The organism is Paenibacillus ottowii (assembly GCF_006874425.1).
Lineage (GTDB): Bacteria > Bacillota > Bacilli > Paenibacillales > Paenibacillaceae > Paenibacillus > Paenibacillus ottowii.
The window spans coordinates 205,698-220,793 of record NZ_VIJZ01000006.1 but is presented as its reverse complement, the minus strand read 5'-3'; the positions used below and the strand labels follow the sequence as shown (position 1 = coordinate 220,793).

Below are 15,096 nucleotides of genomic sequence, written 5' to 3'. Positions count from 1 at the left end.
GAACAATTCTATAATCGCAAGAAAAACTTCCGCTAAGCGCGGTCTGGCTCCTGTGAAAGTTCGTCGATAGACGTTTTTCTTACGGGTTCAAATATGGTTCGATTAGGCTTTTTAGGGCTAAACCAGTAAATGATGTAACCGACAATAGCCGGAAGTAAGATCCAGAATAGACCGGCGCTCACATTTACAGTGTCTCCCAGACTGATCACGCTGAGCCCCATGAGTATGCTATCAAAAATAATATGGCTGAACATGGCGGCGATAAAGCCGTAACGCAGGAACACAAAACTAAACAGCAAACCAAGAAAAGTCAGTTCAATAGGTCTGGAAATCACCGGATAGATCGGATAAAGCGTATGTCCCAATGCCCAAATAAGCGTAGTGATCAGACAAGCAACAAACGTATTTTTGACTATTTTTTTGACCATCGGAATACCAAACAGACGGTAGACAGTCTCTTCTCCAATCCCTGCCATCCAGGCCATAATTGGTAGTAGCCATGGATAAGCCATATTGTAAGGGGATTGCGTGGCGTCTGTTGTGGAGAACGTATTAAATGTGCGCTCTAGTACAAAGAATAAAATGGATTGTACGCCGAGTAAAATAAAGGCCCACAAGTAGCCGACATACATGCTGCGAAGCACATACAGCCCGTAGCCTGGCTCTTTGGCACGTGGCCATGCATTGAGTCCAATCTGACGCATAAGCCCGTCACCACCGACCAAGGAGAAATAGATGGCGACAGCCATGAAAAAGGTTACACCAATCTGGAATATCATAAGAAAGATAAGCATACCCTTACTGCCTGCTTCAGATTGCAGCAAAGGCAGCATGTTCATTGTCCCAGCTACACTAGCAATAAAGTATACAATGGACAGAATAATACCGCGAACAAATGAAGTATGTCGTCGAGTGAGTGACGCATACACAATGGAAAGCACGCCCAGTACAAAGCTAAATAGGGCATAACCCGCATAAGTCATCCAATTCGCCCAGTATGTTTGCTGTTTAACATAGTCGGTGTAGGACGAAGGGGCCGAAAAGCTTTGGGTAAACGAGCGAACATCCCCGTCTTCAAAAGTAAAAGACAGTGTAAGTACCGAGGCGCCGATTTTCTTTTCGTTCACAGTATACTTCAGCCCACCATCCCCCTCAGTGGTGGCGAGCTTCAATTTCGATGGCTTAAAGCCAAAACGTTTGATCCATATCGCCGCAGCCTCTTCCTTGGCTTCGAGCGTCATGTCGCCCTCAGCTATACGTACAAGCCTGTTTTGTGCTTGTTCATCCGTAGAAACATCAGCCTGTGTGTAATTGGTGCTGGAGGTGATCCGTTTAAAGCTAACGACCTTCCCAGTGGATAAATCCACATGAATTTGCAGCTTGCCCTTGCCTGAGGAATCAGGCAAATCAACCCGAAAGGTTTCATAAGGATAATTTTTTTTCCATGTGCGATCGTACTGTTGAAGCAGTTTTTCTCTGGATAAATAACCGTATAAATCCGTTTCAGCCTGATAGGTCACAACCGGCTTCTCTGGCTGTGATTCCGTATAGCCCAGTTCGGAACGGGCAAAGTCGAGGGCATGTATGACCGCTTCTTGTTTGCTGATGACCTTTGCATTCGTCAATGTTTCCGGACTTGGATTGCTAAGCGAGGGAAGAAGCAATTGAAAGATAAAAAAGCAAATCAGGCCAACCCCGCCCAGCAAGCCTAATTTTTTGAAGTTGGCCGTGAGCACGACCGGTTTCCCGATAGGATTCATGAGTTTCCTCCTTAATCTGTAAATAAGAACATCCATTAAAGATATCATACTGCACAGGTTCCCGCCAACAGACCAGCGATATTCATGAAAATAGAGTGAAAGCACTGTAAAGTTTTAATAAAATTAGATAAGCTGTGATTAAACGATGCCCATTCACAAATTAAAGCCAATTTCACGTTTTTTCGACGAAATCAGTTTTGTGATCTGGACAGAGAAGGATTATAATCTTGAGGCAATGCCTATGAAATATATTAGGTAATGATATACATTTAAGCCGAATTTCATGAGAAAACGGGGGAACCATGTTACTGGGGTGAATTTTACAGCCGATCCAGATGGAACGGGAGTGTAAATAGGGCATACTGTACTGTCCGAATCCGTCAGCTAACCTCGTAGGCTATGGGCAGGAACCAAGTCAGGGGCACTCGGTTTTCCGGTGTCTTTTTTTGTGTGTAAAAGTGAGAGTAAATAGCGATTTCCATGCTCATAATTCACCAGGGAGGAGAAGTGATGAATAGATGAATCCCAATGCAAGCTGGCTTCGGCTTTCTCCACCGCAGATATTCGTTGCAGGCTTCGCTATTATCATTCTTATAGGTAGTTTATTGTTAATGCTGCCTATTTCCAATACAACGGGGAAGCCACTTGCGTTTATAGACGCCTTGTTTACGGCTGCGTCCGCGACCTGTGTAACCGGGCTTGTGGTTAAGGATACAGGACTCTTTTTTACAACTTTTGGTCAAATTGTTATCGTTGCGCTGATCCAAGTCGGCGGTCTTGGCTTTATGACCATGGCTACCTTGATCGCGTTGGTGTTCAAACGTCGCATTTCCTTGCGGGAGCGCCTTATTTTGCAAGAAGCGATGAATCAGACCTCTGTCGAAGGAATTGTCGGATTGATCCGCAAGGTGCTATGGTACTCGCTGATTATTGAAGGCGTATGTGCAGCCATTTTTTCGATTCGCTGGTCGTTTGATATGCCGGTAGGCAGAGCGATTTATTTTGGAATCTGGCATGCGATTTCCATGTTTAATAATGCTGGTTTTGATTTGTTCGGTGAATTTCGCAGCCTGACAGGTTATGTATATGATCCAATTGTTAATTTTACAGCTATCTTCCTCATTATTTCGGGCGGCATTGGTTTTGTCGTGATGTCAGACCTGGTAGAATACCGCAAACGCAAGAGACTGTCCTTACATACCAAGGTGGTACTCAGCATGACAGCTGTTCTGATTGTAGTCGGGACACTCGTCATTTTTGTATTTGAGTTTACGAATCCGAAGACGCTTGGCTCGCTGGATTGGGGGGGGAAAGTGCTGGGATCTTTATTCCAGTCGGTTACCCCCCGTACCGCAGGCGCCAACACGCTGGACATTGCAGGCTTGCGGCAGGCTACGCAGTTTTTTATCATCATACTCATGTTTATTGGGGCTTCGCCTGGCTCCACTGGAGGCGGGATTAAGACCACTACGTTTGCCCTGCTCATTGGAGCGGTGTTTTCGATGCTGCGGGGACGGGAAGATATTGTGCTGTTCCGGTACCGACTTGCGCAGGCACGAATTTATAAGGCTTTGACCATTACATTGCTGGGGCTGCTGTTCGTGATCGGCGTGACGATGATTCTGTCCGCAACCGAGGATCATCATTTTCTGATGATCTTGTTCGAGACGGTGTCTGCATTTGGTACGGTAGGGCTGTCTATGGGGCTTACACCTGATTTGACAGTTGTAGGCAAGCTGGTGATTACTCTGACGATGTTTGCAGGCAGGCTGGGCCCGCTCACGCTGGCTTATGCCCTGGGACCAAAAAAGGGTAAGGAATTGTATCGTCATCCAGAAGGTAAAATAATTATAGGGTAAGGGAGTTTTCGAGTAGATATGAAAACGCAGCAGTTTGTAGTCATTGGCTTGGGGCGGTTTGGCTCAAGCCTGGCTTTGCAATTGGTGGATATGGGATGCGAGGTGCTGGGCATTGATCGGAATGAGGATGTTGTGGACAGTATGAGTGAGATCCTGACACATACTGTCGTAGCGGACGCCACAGATGAAGATGCGTTGCGATCACTGGGCATCCGTAATTTCGATTGCGGCATTGTTGCGATTGGGGATGATATTCAGGTAAGCATCCTGACCGCCATTTTGCTGAAGGAGCTGGGTGTGAGAAAAGTCGTAGCCAAAGCCATATCTGTGCTGCATGGGCGTGCGTTAGAGAAGCTTGGTGTGGACCGAGTCATTTATCCGGAACGGGATATGGGGGTCCGGGTAGCGCATCAGCTGGTCACGCCCAATCTGCTCGATTATTTGGAGCTGTCCAAGGAATACAGCATTGTGGAACTCAATGTGCCTGCATGCTTGAATGGCAAAACGTTAGCAGAATTAAACGCTCGTACCCGCTTTGGTTGCAGCATCGTGGCGCTTCATACGGCGAATGGTATTTTAATCGCACCGACAGCTATGGATCGGCTGAAAGCAGACGATATTATGGTCATTATCGGCTCCAATGACAATATAGGTCGCTTTGAGGATGAGGTCGTTAACGTCAATGAAGAGGCTTAGATCCTCTACACCATACGGTGGCCTGCAAACGATGCACGTGTCTCGCTAATCCAGCGTCGTGCTGTCGGGCCGAGATCGGCCGTTTCTGAGTAGATGAGGGAGGTCGTTCGACGTGTCTCCTTCAAATCAGGCAAGTACAATGCAGTAAGTCCATTATCTCGCAGCAGTTCGCTGCGCAAATAGGATTTGGGCAGCAAAGCGGATGCCTTGCAGGTGGGAAGCAGGCGTACAATCGCCTCAAAGGAGTCAATCTCCATACGAATATCCGGCATAATGCCGCTGCGCTGGAACAAATCATCCGTCAGGCTGCGATACCAGGTTCCTTTGGAGAAAATAATCATCGGCAGTCCTTGCAGATCCTTCATCGAGACTGTTCCCGTCTTGGCTGTTAATTCATGTCCGATGGGAACGACTAGCTCCAAATGATCGTCAAATAACGGAATGCAACGCAGTCCGGCTTCATGAATGGCAGACCCGACTATACCGGCGTCTGCCTTTTTGTCGCGTATAAAGGCGACGATTTCATGCGTTTTGCCGGTGAGCAGCTTCAGCTCAGTCTGAGGATGCTTGCTCATGAAAGCTTCGACGAGGGTCGGCAGCGTCGTTTGGAGCGTCGTGAGACTGGCACCCAGTGTAAGCATGCTTTGAGCTTCATTTTTGTGCTGGGAGAGCTTTTGTAAGAAACGAAGCTGTCGTTGCCGCTGCTCCAGCGCGAAAGTATATACAAATCGGCCAGTCGATGTAATTTCGAGCCGTTTGCCGCGGCGATCGAAGAGATGGACACCCAGCTCTTCCTCCAGCTTGGCAATTTTACGGGACAGGGCAGGTTGGGACAGATTCAGCAGTTTGGAGGCTTTATTCAGGCTGGACTGCTCGACAACGACGGCAAAAGCATTCAAATCCTCAAACAAATCATCCACTTCCTCTCTATATGCAAAAAAGACATAATAATTAATACGTATATTGCAATTCCATTATAAGCCGAAAAGGAGTAACATGAAAGCGACACAAGATGTTCACACTTTTGTTTTTCCTTATAAGGGACACCTTGTTGGACATTTCCTGTCGGGAACTGTCATTTTATATGTTATATTACTATTGAAAACGCTATTATTGGGAGAAGGGAGCATGACCTAGATGAGAGGATTTTATTCCAGAAAGCTGCATTCGCTTCTTGGCGTCATTCCATTGGCTCTATTTTTTGTTGAGCATTTGGTGACGAACTTCACAGCGGTGGAGGGTGGGAAGGAAGGATTTAATCGCAGCGTGGCCTTCCTGAATGGTTTGCCACTGGTTATTGTGCTAGAAACATTATTTATCTACTTGCCATTACTGTTCCATGGAATCTATGGCTTGTATATCGCTTATCAGGCTGACCCGAATGTCAAAAGGTTTGGCTATTCGCGCAACTGGCGCTTTTTGTTCCAGCGTATTTCCGGCGTCATTACGTTTGTATTTATTATCTGGCATGTATACGACACACGCATTCAGGTGGCCCTGGGTAATGTAACTCATGAGGAGCTGGGCGGTGTAATGCACGGCATAGTGACGAACCCGGTCTATTTTATTTTGTATTTAATCAGCGTCGTTTCGGCATCCTTTCACTTTGCTAACGGTCTATGGGCGTTTATGGTCAGTTGGGGGATTACCGTCGGACCACGTGCCCAAAAGGTATCTTCCTACATCTGTATGACCCTGTTCGTGGTAGTGTCGATCGGATTCATTGCTTCTCTGTTTGCATTCCGCAGCGCGGAATTCCAGCAGATGGCCACAGCCTTGGTGCAATACGGTCCTTTTAAACAGCTACTGTAAATGAGTCATTTAATTGATACATCGTGTTGAGATTTTATTTTGGATTGGAAAAGAGGATTTCGTACAAATCCTGAAAAGAAGGAGTGAGCAGAAATGGCAGCATCCAACATTATTGTCGTGGGCGGCGGTCTGGCGGGTCTAATGGCTACGATCAAGGCGGCAGAGGCGGGAGTCCACGTTCATTTATTTTCTCTGGTTCCGGTCAAAAGATCCCACTCCGTTTGTGCTCAAGGGGGCATCAACGGGGCGGTAAATACCAAAGGTGAGGGAGACTCACCTTGGATTCACTTTGATGATTCAGTCTATGGCGGTGACTTTCTGGCCAACCAGCCGCCGGTAAAAGCGATGTGCGAAGCGGCTCCGGGAATCATCCATCTCATGGACCGCATGGGTGTCATGTTTAATCGGACACCAGAAGGACTGCTGGATTTCCGCCGCTTCGGCGGTACCCAGCATCATCGGACAGCCTTTGCGGGTGCGACGACAGGACAGCAGCTCCTGTACGCTCTCGATGAGCAGGTCCGGCGCTGGGAATCTGCAGGTTTGGTGACCAAGTACGAAAACTGGGAGTTTTTACAGGCTGTACTGGATGATGAAGGCATTTGCCGAGGGATTTGCGCGCAGGACTTGCGTACGATGGAAGTGAAGACTTTTGCGGCGGATGCAGTTATTCTGGCGTCCGGAGGTCCTGGGATTATTTTCGGCAAAACCACGAATTCTGTCATTAATACCGGGACGGCTGCCGGTGCGGTGTATCAGCAAGGCGTTCGCTATGCGAACGGTGAGTTTATTCAGATTCACCCGACGGCTATACCTGGTGACGACAAGCTGCGTCTCATGTCCGAGTCAGCACGGGGAGAGGGCGGTCGTATTTGGACGTATAAGGACGGCAAGCCTTGGTACTTCCTCGAAGAAAAGTATCCGGCATACGGGAATCTGGTGCCTCGTGATATTGCAACCCGTGAAATATTCAGTGTATGCGTTGATGAGGGGCTGGGGATTAATGGCGAGAACATGGTTTACCTCGACCTGTCCCATAAGGACCCGAAAGAGCTGGATGTAAAGCTGGGCGGCATTATTGAAATTTATGAAAAATTTGTCGGTGACGATCCGCGTAAAATCCCAATGAAAATATTCCCGGCTGTTCATTATTCAATGGGCGGCATGTGGGTCGATTATAATCAGATGACGAATATACCGGGCCTGTTCGCGGCAGGTGAATGTGAGTTCCAGTATCACGGAGCGAATCGCTTGGGTGCAAACTCATTGCTGTCGGCCATTTATGGCGGGATGGTGGCTGGACCGAAGGCTGTGGAATACATTAAGGGTTTGAAAAAGTCTGCACAGGATGTAGCTTCTTCGGTATTTGATGCGGCAGTCAATCAGCAGACAGAGAAGTATGAACGTATTTTGCATATGGACGGAAAAGAAAATGCCTATGTTCTTCATAAAGAGCTGGGTGAGTGGATGACGAACAATATGACCGTGGTTCGGTATAATGACAAACTGGAAGCTACGATCCACAAGATCAAGGAGCTGAAGGAGCGTTATTCCAACATTAATATTAATGACGCTTCACGCTGGAATAATGCGGGCGCGGCGTTTACACGTCAACTGTGGAATATGATGGAGCTGGCCGAGGCCATGACCAAAGGGGCGCTGTTGCGCAACGAAAGCCGCGGGGCTCATTATAAGCCGGATTTCCCGGACCGTAATGATGAGGATTTTCTGAAAACAACGATAGCAGACTGGACACCGGAAGGGCCACAAATTTCGTATGAGGCTGTGGACGTTTCGCTGATCAAGCCGCGTGTGCGGGATTATTCCAAAAGCAAATAACAGAAGGGAGTGTATCTAGATGTCGGAGCAAGCAGTGAAATCGAACAAAACAGTGAAGTTCGTTGTGACTCGTCAGGATGAGCCTAATGCCAGTTCCTATACGGAAGAATTTGAATTGGCCTATCGACCGGGAATGAACGTGATTAGCGCGCTGATGGAAATTCAGCGTAACCCAGTAGACAGCCACGGGAAAGAGACGACTCCGGTGTGCTGGGAGTCGAACTGCCTAGAGGAAGTATGTGGAGCATGCTCCATGGTGATTAACGGCAAGCCGCGTCAGGCATGTGCGGCGCTCGTCGATAAGCTGGAGCAGCCGATTACGATTGCGCCGATGAGCACATTCCCGGTCGTACGGGATTTGGTCATCGACCGCAGCCGGATGTTTAACGCGCTCAAGAAGGTCAAAGCGTGGATTCCGATTGACGGTACCTACGATCTGGGGCCTGGTCCTAGAATGGCAGAGAAAAAGCGTCAGTGGGCGTATGAGCTATCCAAGTGTATGACCTGTGGGGTCTGTCTGGAGGCATGCCCGAATGTCAATGAGAAGACGACGTTTATCGGACCTGCGGCGATCTCTCAGGTTCGCCTGTTTAACAGCCATCCGACAGGGGAAATGAATCAGGAGGAGCGCCTGGAGGCATTGATGACGGACGACGGACTGGAGGGCTGCGGGAACTCACAAAATTGCGTACGCTCTTGTCCGAAAGGCATTCCGTTGACCACTTCTATTGCCGAGATGAACAAGCAAACGACCAAGCATATGTTCAAGCGCTGGCTGACAGTGTAGCACAGCCAGTTCAAGAGGTAACAAACAGGCTTTTTTCCAAACCGGAGAAAGGCCTGTTTTTTGCGCTTAGAAACAATGGAGGGTAACATGGAGAAGGAGCGCGGAATAGCACTTATGGTATAATTATGATATTGTGTATCGTTTTTGGAGAAAAGGAGGCTGGACAGGTGACTGTGCAACCGATAACGAAACGACCTGTTACAAGGTCGGATGTATTGAAAGGATTAAGGGATCTGGGAGTTCGGAGCGGCATGACATTGCTTGTTCACTCTTCGATGCGCAGCTTTGGACGCTTTGTTCCAGGAGGAGCCTCCGCCATTGTTGCTGCACTAACCGAAGCGATTGGCCCGGAAGGGACGCTGGTGATGCCGACACAGTCACACGACTTGTCAGACCCGTCCATCTGGATGAACCCACCTCTGGATGAGTCATGGTGGGAACTGGTACGCGAGGAAATGCCCGCTTATGATCCAGCCTGGACGGTGACTGGAGGGATGGGCGTCATTGTAGAAACGTTCCGTGGCCTGCCGGGAACAATGCGCAGCGGGCATCCACACGTTTCTCTGGCGGCGCGTGGACCTGCTGCTTCAGGCTTGCTGGAAGCGCATGAGCTTGATTTTGGGCTGGGAGAGCATTCACCCTTGGCCAAGCTGTATGAAGCAGACGCCTATGTACTGCTGCTGGGCTGCGGACATGACAGCAACACGTCCTTGCATTTGGCAGAATATCGAACAGCCTACAATGGACGTGAAGTCATCACGCATCAAGCTCCTATGATGGTGGATGGGGCCAAAGCGTGGGTGTCTTTTCAGGATTATAATATTACCTCGGATGATTTTGAGCAGCTGGGACTTGATTTTGAACGGGACTGTCCCTCGTCTTTCACACGGGTGAACATCGGAGAGGCTTCATGTTTTTTCGCAAGGCAACGGGATTTGGTTGACTATGCAGAGCAGTGGTTGTCCACTCATCGGTGATGCTTCTGAAATATGAATTTTTTTAAAAAGTGAATAAATCGCAAGGAGGGAAAGAAATGGGGAAGACGCCGCAAATCCGCCGCGAGAGCCAGGATGGCCCACAACAGAAGGCCGCTAGCCCTCCCGGTTCTTCGCGGCGTTCCTTTTCAAATGAGCCAGCCAATCCTTCCCGCCGCCGTTTTTTGAAAAAGGCGGCTCTGGCTACAGCTGGAACTGCACTCTTGGCTGGAGGATATGCTTCCTTATGGGAGCCTAATCATTTGGAGATTACACGCTTCAGCTTGTCTCTTCCTCGTCTTCCGTCTGCATTTGACGGAATGAGGGTGGTGCATTTCAGCGATGTGCACTTGGGCTTTCACATGGATGAGCAGGATCTGCGCAAGCTTGCGGACCGGATCGCAGGTCTGGAGCCGGATGTACTCTGTTTTACAGGTGATATTGTAGATGACTATTCCGTATCGATGAAGGCTGCTGTTCCAGTTATGGCTTCCATGCACGCTACCCTTGGTAAGTTTGCTATTCTGGGCAATCATGATTATAGAGGCTTACCCGCCGGAGTTCAGGAGTTGTATCCGAAAACCGGGTTTACGCTGCTGAGAAACGAGCATGCGATTGTAGAGCGTGCAGGACAGCGTGTAGCTATTGTCGGGTTAGAAGATAACATCATGGGCAAGCCTAATCCGAAACGTGCCATCCACGGACTGCCTGATGAGATGTGCAAGCTGCTGTTGATGCATGAGCCGGACTATGCAGATGTGGCGGCGCAAATGTCCTTTGATCTTCAATTGTCAGGACATACGCATGGGGGACAAGTACGTTTGCCTGTTATTGGAGCCCCGATGCCGCCCCCGGGTGGGCGCAAGTACATTCAGGGATTATTCCATGTGGGGACGGATAGAATGCCACTGTATGTCAGTCGAGGCATTGGGATGACACATTTGCCGATTCGTGTGCTGTGCAGACCGGAGCTTAGTGTCATCACGTTAAAATCTGGCCAATAGGCCATGATCTTTTTTTCTTCTTCATCCTATATGTTGGAACTACATAATGTTGGCTTGAATGTAGTGTAGAGATGTAGTCGTTTCGGACAAAGGAGTGAGATTCAGTTGGATCGTGTTGCTGTCATTTCAGATATTCATGGCAATTGGCCTGCTTGTGAGGCAGTGCTGGAGGATATTGCTTCCCGAGGCATTAGCCGTGTGTTTTGTTTGGGGGATCTGATCGGCAAAGGGCCTAGCCCGTGCGAGGTTCTGGATGCTATCCGCCAACGTTGTGAAATCGTCGTTCGGGGCAATTGGGATGAGCTGGTTAGCATAACGGATGATCTCAATTTTAGCTGGCAAGCCGAGCGTTTGGGTACAGAGCGAGTACAGTATTTGGCACAGTTACCGTTTCATTATGATTTCAGAATGAGCGGACGTCGTATCCGCTTGGTGCATGCCTCGCCGCAAAGTGTGTATCACCGCGTGCAGCCATGGGATGAGCCGGCCAAAAGGCTTGCCATGTTCGAGCCGCTAGCAGAAGAAAGTGGAAAAGTACCTTTTGCTCCAGAGGTTGTGGGATATGGCGATGTGCATAATGCTTTTATCCAGCATTTTCAGGGAAAAACACTTTTTAACGTTGGAAGTGTCGGGAACCCGTTGGATATCACCCAGGCTTCCTACTGCATTTTAGAGGGGCAATGGGGAGAAGAGCATCTCACGCCTTTCTCTATTCATTTTGTACGTGTACCGTATGATATAGAATTGGCAGTAAAACAAGCAGAAGAGGCGGGTGTGCCTTCTTTGCCATATTATATTCGAGAGCTGCGTACCGGAATATATCGAGGAATTCAAGACCTGGATTAAGTATAGAAATATGCATTGCTAGTAGCAGAATCCATCCGCAGGAGGGAACATTGTGCTGACCAGAGAAATGCTTCGTCTCGGATTGCCGGAGTTTTACACTCACCGAGTCCGATTGCGCCAGCTAAGAGCGGAGGATTATCCTGCGCTGGAGCGGATCTTATCCGATCCATTGGTAATCCAATATGTGAATCGAATTCGCAAACCAGTCTATGCAAGGATGAAGCGTCTGGTTGCGCAAATTAAAATATCTGCTGATTCACTGGATTCCCTGCATTTCGCAGTAGAATGGCATCGGAGAGAGACAGAAGAGAGCAATCTGCATGATGAATCCAACGAACGGACCTTCTCACCGTTGCTCGGTATCGTTTCTTTTCAGCAATGGAATGAAAGAACGGGTGAGGCACAACTGGGCTATATTCTGGATCGGCCTTTTTGGGGGCAGGGACTGGCTACAGAAGTCGTGGGAGAGATGCTGAAATTTGGCTTCGATTCTTTAAAGCTCAAGCGGATCGAAAGCCGTTGCCAAGAGAATAACCATGCTTCCATGCGTGTGCTTATGAAAAATAAAATGCGCCTGCTGCGCACCATCGGTGCCTACGATCCCTCAGGAGAGGTGCCGAGTGTGTTGGTGTTTTCGATGACCCAAGGGGAGTATGCGTAGAAATGACATTGGAATATTTTGTTACAAAGATGAAATATAACTGCAAAACAACTCTAACACAGGACGGGTACAATACAGACATGACCCCCTTTTGAATAATATATGTTGCTGGACCCGATCATTCGGGTCCTCTTTTTTTATACTTCATAGGTACGGTTCAGGCTGGTTACCAGTTCTGGCAGCCATTCATTTAGGGAAAGAAAAGAGTATCTCTCTGACCGGGCTTTGGTCGTATCCATATACCATGATTGTGTAATGCCAAATGGAGACATATGCTCGTTTGCTGTTTTTTCTTGGATCACAGCTTGTTTTCCGGTTACCTGTTCAATGATTGAAATGATATCTCCAATCCTTATTGTACCGTCGGAGCAAGCATTGACAGGGCCTGTGAAATGGGCAGATCCAAGCCAAAGCAGAAAATCTGCAGCTTCATCGGAACGAATAAATGAGATATGAGCTGTGGAATTAGGTACTCCGATTTCTTGGCCTGCACGAACCTGTTCAATATGAAAATGGAGTCTTTTCGTATAATCATCTGTTCCGAGTACAATCGGAAAACGAACAGCCACTACTGGGAACGTAGCTCGCTGCATAAAAACCGCTTCTGCCTGCCGTTTAGCCTCTTGATATGAAAAATCGTCCTTCCCGCCCTGACGAACCGGATAAGTCTGAGGATCAAAGATATTCTCTGTCAGCGCTTCCGGACTTGGATTATAGACAGATAGGCTGGAGGTCATAATATACCTTTTGGCTTTAGCATCAAAAATACGACACGCCTCGCTGGCTTCGTCTGGAGAATAGCAAATATTATCATAAACAACATCCCATACTTGCCCACCTACCGCCTCAGCAAGCGCTTGCGGGTCGGTACGGTCTGCGCAGATCCGCTGAACGCGGTCACCGAACGAATCGCTTGTATGGCCTCGCGTGAGGATGGTAACGGAGTGCTCGGAACTTTCCAGCAGACGTTCCACCAGTCTTTTGCCAAAAAAGCGCGTTCCACCCAATACAAGTACCTTTCTCATACTTACATCACTCCTTCTGGAATGGTTTTCATTTATATTAAGATAGACGGACGAAGGAATGTAAAAGATACAGGATGTTAAAATTATTCCCCTAGAAGCTTCAAAAAATTGGCGGGTACCGTAATTTGCTGATTATTAATCATTATCTTTCGGAGCTCTTCCATAGAGTCTTCTTCGCCTCTGGCGTCTTTAATCTCCTTGATTTCACGGTGCAGACGTTCCATTTGGAGATCAAGCGCATTAGCGGAATCCGCTGCGTTCTTTAATTCACGTGTCAGACTCTCGGGAACAGACTGGTTGTATTTATAAAAGATTTTATGCTCCAGGCTTGCCCAAAAATCCATCGCAATAGTTCGAATCTGCACCTCTACACAGACTAGTTCCTCACAGTCCGACATGAATACAGGAACTTGAACCAGCAAATGCAGACTTTGATAACCGTTCGGCTTGGGGTTCTTGATGTAATCCTTGATTTCCAGCACCTTGAGGTCACTCTGTCTCTGAAGCATGCTACTGACATCATAAATGTCAGATATAAAAGAGCATGTAATACGCAAGCCCGCGATATCCTTGATATGATTTTTGATCGCATCCAGCGATAACTCGCTATTTTTACGAAGCATTTTGTTCATGATGCTCTCAGGAGATTTAAGGCGCGATTTGGTATGCTCAATGGGGCTGTAATCGTGCAATGCTTGAAATTCCTGCTTTAATATTTCAATCTTGGTTTCCATTTCGTCGAGCGCAAACTTATAAATGAGCATAAAGCGCGTGATGTCATGCTTTAGCTTTTTGAGCTTGTCCATCGGATCTTCCAATTGCATATGTAATTCTCCTCACACAAAGTTGTTGTTTATTTAAAAGAATAGGGCTGTACGGTTTAAGGCGGTTGGGAACAGAGCGAGGATTTGAATCTGGAGAAGCGTTAGTGTTCGCCTTTGCAATGGGATTCTTACTCTCTATATAATACCTAAGCATCCCATTGCAATAGCGATTCCCACCCTTAATACGTTTTAAAGCGCCACAGGAATTTTACGTTTTTCTTTAAAATAAACCCATTCCCGGAAGCCGATCTCCTTCAGCATGGTTTTTACTTCTTCCCAATCATCGCCTACCCGCGAAGGTTTATGGGCATCCGAGCCAAAAGTGACCTCCACACCAAAATGGTGCGCTCTTTCTAAAATAGAAGCAGACGGGTACCATCCGCCACTCAGCTTGGTTTTACCTGAAGTGTTAATTTCAATCGCCACATTGGATTCCGCAATCACCCGTAGAGTTTCGTCAATGGCTTCATCGGCAGGAATGTCTGAAAAGGCAGGGAAATTCCCCTTCATGGCGTCAATATGACCTAAAATCTGAAACATGCCGCTTCGCGCAGATTGCTGAATGAGCGCATAGTAGGCTTGTTTGACCTCGATTTTACGGGCGTCACTTAATTTTTTCCAACGATTGCGATTAAAAATGCTGTCCCCTTCGACATTGTGAATCGACCCGATGAGGTAATCAAATGGATAAGGAGCCAAAGTGGAACGATACAATTCAGCATAATCAGGGAAATAATCCGTTTCCAATCCAAGGAGCACGTCGATACGACCCTCGTATTCCTTCTTAAGCTCCTGTACCTCTTTTACATATTCAGCAAGCTGTGACTTGGCCATATAAATTTTAGGAAAAGCCTGATCCTTATCGCTACATAGGAAGGGAGAATGGTCGGAAATACCAATAGCTTGTAAGCCATATTGAATACCTGCTTCGATATAATCCCGAATGTTGCCGTCTGCATGACCGCAGCGGAAATGATGGGTGTGCAGATCAAATTTCATAGACTGTCTT

The 15,096-nt window shown here is 47.7% G+C and carries 14 protein-coding genes and 1 riboswitch; of the genes, 9 read left to right on the top strand and 5 right to left on the bottom strand.

The features are described 5' to 3' along the window. Positions 1 to 32: 32 nt before the first annotated feature. Positions 33 to 1,760 carry a CPBP family intramembrane glutamic endopeptidase gene (locus tag FKV70_RS15850; protein ID WP_142613449.1) on the bottom strand — a complete coding sequence of 576 codons (1,728 nt, stop codon included), beginning with the start codon at positions 1,758 to 1,760 and terminating at the stop codon, positions 33 to 35. 262 nt (positions 1,761 to 2,022) lie between these two features. Next, positions 2,023 to 2,174, top strand: a riboswitch (cyclic di-AMP (ydaO/yuaA leader). A 104-nt stretch (positions 2,175 to 2,278) separates the two neighbouring features. Here FKV70_RS15850 and FKV70_RS15840 point away from each other — a divergent pair. Further along, positions 2,279 to 3,619, top strand: coding sequence for a TrkH family potassium uptake protein (locus FKV70_RS15840; RefSeq protein ID WP_142613448.1), 1,341 nt, complete (start codon positions 2,279 to 2,281; stop codon positions 3,617 to 3,619). A gap of 18 nt (positions 3,620 to 3,637) precedes the next feature. After that, a complete protein-coding gene (locus FKV70_RS15835; protein WP_142613447.1) occupies positions 3,638 to 4,315 on the top strand; it encodes a potassium channel family protein in 678 nt (225 codons plus the stop codon). Positions 4,316 to 4,320: 5 nt separating this feature from the next. Here the strand turns inward: FKV70_RS15835 and FKV70_RS15830 are convergent, their stop codons facing one another. Next, the gene (locus FKV70_RS15830; RefSeq protein WP_064798048.1) at positions 4,321 to 5,226 is read right to left on the bottom strand and encodes a LysR family transcriptional regulator; all 906 of its coding nucleotides are present in this window, start codon (positions 5,224 to 5,226) and stop codon (positions 4,321 to 4,323) included. A gap of 226 nt (positions 5,227 to 5,452) precedes the next feature. Between FKV70_RS15830 and FKV70_RS15825 the strand changes: the two genes are divergently transcribed. The 7 genes from FKV70_RS15825 (at position 5,453) to FKV70_RS15795 (ending at position 12,238) form a co-directional block, all read left to right on the top strand. Further along, positions 5,453 to 6,127, top strand: coding sequence for a succinate dehydrogenase cytochrome b558 subunit (locus FKV70_RS15825; protein ID WP_063209491.1), 675 nt, complete (start codon positions 5,453 to 5,455; stop codon positions 6,125 to 6,127). A 93-nt stretch (positions 6,128 to 6,220) separates the two neighbouring features. Beyond that, on the top strand, positions 6,221 to 7,966 hold the full coding sequence (sdhA, locus tag FKV70_RS15820; RefSeq protein WP_063209489.1) for a succinate dehydrogenase flavoprotein subunit: 1,746 nt from the start codon (positions 6,221 to 6,223) through the stop codon (positions 7,964 to 7,966). A 19-nt stretch (positions 7,967 to 7,985) separates the two neighbouring features. Further along, on the top strand, positions 7,986 to 8,753 hold the full coding sequence (sdhB, locus tag FKV70_RS15815) for a succinate dehydrogenase iron-sulfur subunit (RefSeq protein ID WP_063209487.1): 768 nt from the start codon (positions 7,986 to 7,988) through the stop codon (positions 8,751 to 8,753). A 167-nt stretch (positions 8,754 to 8,920) separates the two neighbouring features. Further along, positions 8,921 to 9,730, top strand: coding sequence for an AAC(3) family N-acetyltransferase (locus FKV70_RS15810; protein WP_142613446.1), 810 nt, complete (start codon positions 8,921 to 8,923; stop codon positions 9,728 to 9,730). A 56-nt stretch (positions 9,731 to 9,786) separates the two neighbouring features. Next, on the top strand, positions 9,787 to 10,731 hold the full coding sequence (locus FKV70_RS15805; RefSeq protein WP_142613445.1) for a metallophosphoesterase: 945 nt from the start codon (positions 9,787 to 9,789) through the stop codon (positions 10,729 to 10,731). Between the two features lie 105 nt (positions 10,732 to 10,836). Then, on the top strand, positions 10,837 to 11,577 hold the full coding sequence (locus FKV70_RS15800; RefSeq protein WP_142613444.1) for a metallophosphoesterase family protein: 741 nt from the start codon (positions 10,837 to 10,839) through the stop codon (positions 11,575 to 11,577). 52 nt (positions 11,578 to 11,629) lie between these two features. Beyond that, a complete protein-coding gene (locus FKV70_RS15795; protein ID WP_142613443.1) occupies positions 11,630 to 12,238 on the top strand; it encodes a GNAT family N-acetyltransferase in 609 nt (202 codons plus the stop codon). A gap of 137 nt (positions 12,239 to 12,375) precedes the next feature. On the opposite strand, the gene FKV70_RS15790 is transcribed toward FKV70_RS15795, so the two are convergent. The 3 genes from FKV70_RS15790 to FKV70_RS15780 form a co-directional block, all read right to left on the bottom strand. Beyond that, positions 12,376 to 13,263: an NAD-dependent epimerase/dehydratase family protein gene (locus tag FKV70_RS15790; protein WP_142613442.1), complete on the bottom strand. Its 888-nt coding sequence runs from the start codon at positions 13,261 to 13,263 to the stop codon at positions 12,376 to 12,378. 83 nt (positions 13,264 to 13,346) lie between these two features. Next, positions 13,347 to 14,087: a GTP pyrophosphokinase gene (locus FKV70_RS15785; RefSeq protein ID WP_142613441.1), complete on the bottom strand. Its 741-nt coding sequence runs from the start codon at positions 14,085 to 14,087 to the stop codon at positions 13,347 to 13,349. A gap of 189 nt (positions 14,088 to 14,276) precedes the next feature. Next, complete coding sequence (locus tag FKV70_RS15780) at positions 14,277 to 15,086, bottom strand: histidinol-phosphatase (RefSeq protein WP_142613440.1); 810 nt, start codon at positions 15,084 to 15,086, stop codon at positions 14,277 to 14,279. Positions 15,087 to 15,096 lie beyond the last annotated feature (10 nt).

What these genes read in the sequence shown, in the direction of transcription:
- FKV70_RS15850 (WP_142613449.1), bottom strand. Translation starts at nt 1,760, where the DNA reads ATGAATCCTATCGGGAAACCGGTCGTGCTCACGGCCAACTTCAAAAAA.
- FKV70_RS15840 (WP_142613448.1), top strand. Translation starts at nt 2,279, where the DNA reads ATGAATCCCAATGCAAGCTGGCTTCGGCTTTCTCCACCGCAGATATTC.
- FKV70_RS15835 (WP_142613447.1), top strand. Translation starts at nt 3,638, where the DNA reads ATGAAAACGCAGCAGTTTGTAGTCATTGGCTTGGGGCGGTTTGGCTCA.
- FKV70_RS15825 (WP_063209491.1), top strand. Translation starts at nt 5,453, where the DNA reads ATGAGAGGATTTTATTCCAGAAAGCTGCATTCGCTTCTTGGCGTCATT.
- sdhA (WP_063209489.1), top strand. Translation starts at nt 6,221, where the DNA reads ATGGCAGCATCCAACATTATTGTCGTGGGCGGCGGTCTGGCGGGTCTA.
- sdhB (WP_063209487.1), top strand. Translation starts at nt 7,986, where the DNA reads ATGTCGGAGCAAGCAGTGAAATCGAACAAAACAGTGAAGTTCGTTGTG.
- FKV70_RS15805 (WP_142613445.1), top strand. Translation starts at nt 9,787, where the DNA reads ATGGGGAAGACGCCGCAAATCCGCCGCGAGAGCCAGGATGGCCCACAA.
- FKV70_RS15790 (WP_142613442.1), bottom strand. Translation starts at nt 13,263, where the DNA reads ATGAGAAAGGTACTTGTATTGGGTGGAACGCGCTTTTTTGGCAAAAGA.
- FKV70_RS15785 (WP_142613441.1), bottom strand. Translation starts at nt 14,087, where the DNA reads ATGCAATTGGAAGATCCGATGGACAAGCTCAAAAAGCTAAAGCATGAC.
- FKV70_RS15780 (WP_142613440.1), bottom strand. Translation starts at nt 15,086, where the DNA reads ATGAAATTTGATCTGCACACCCATCATTTCCGCTGCGGTCATGCAGAC.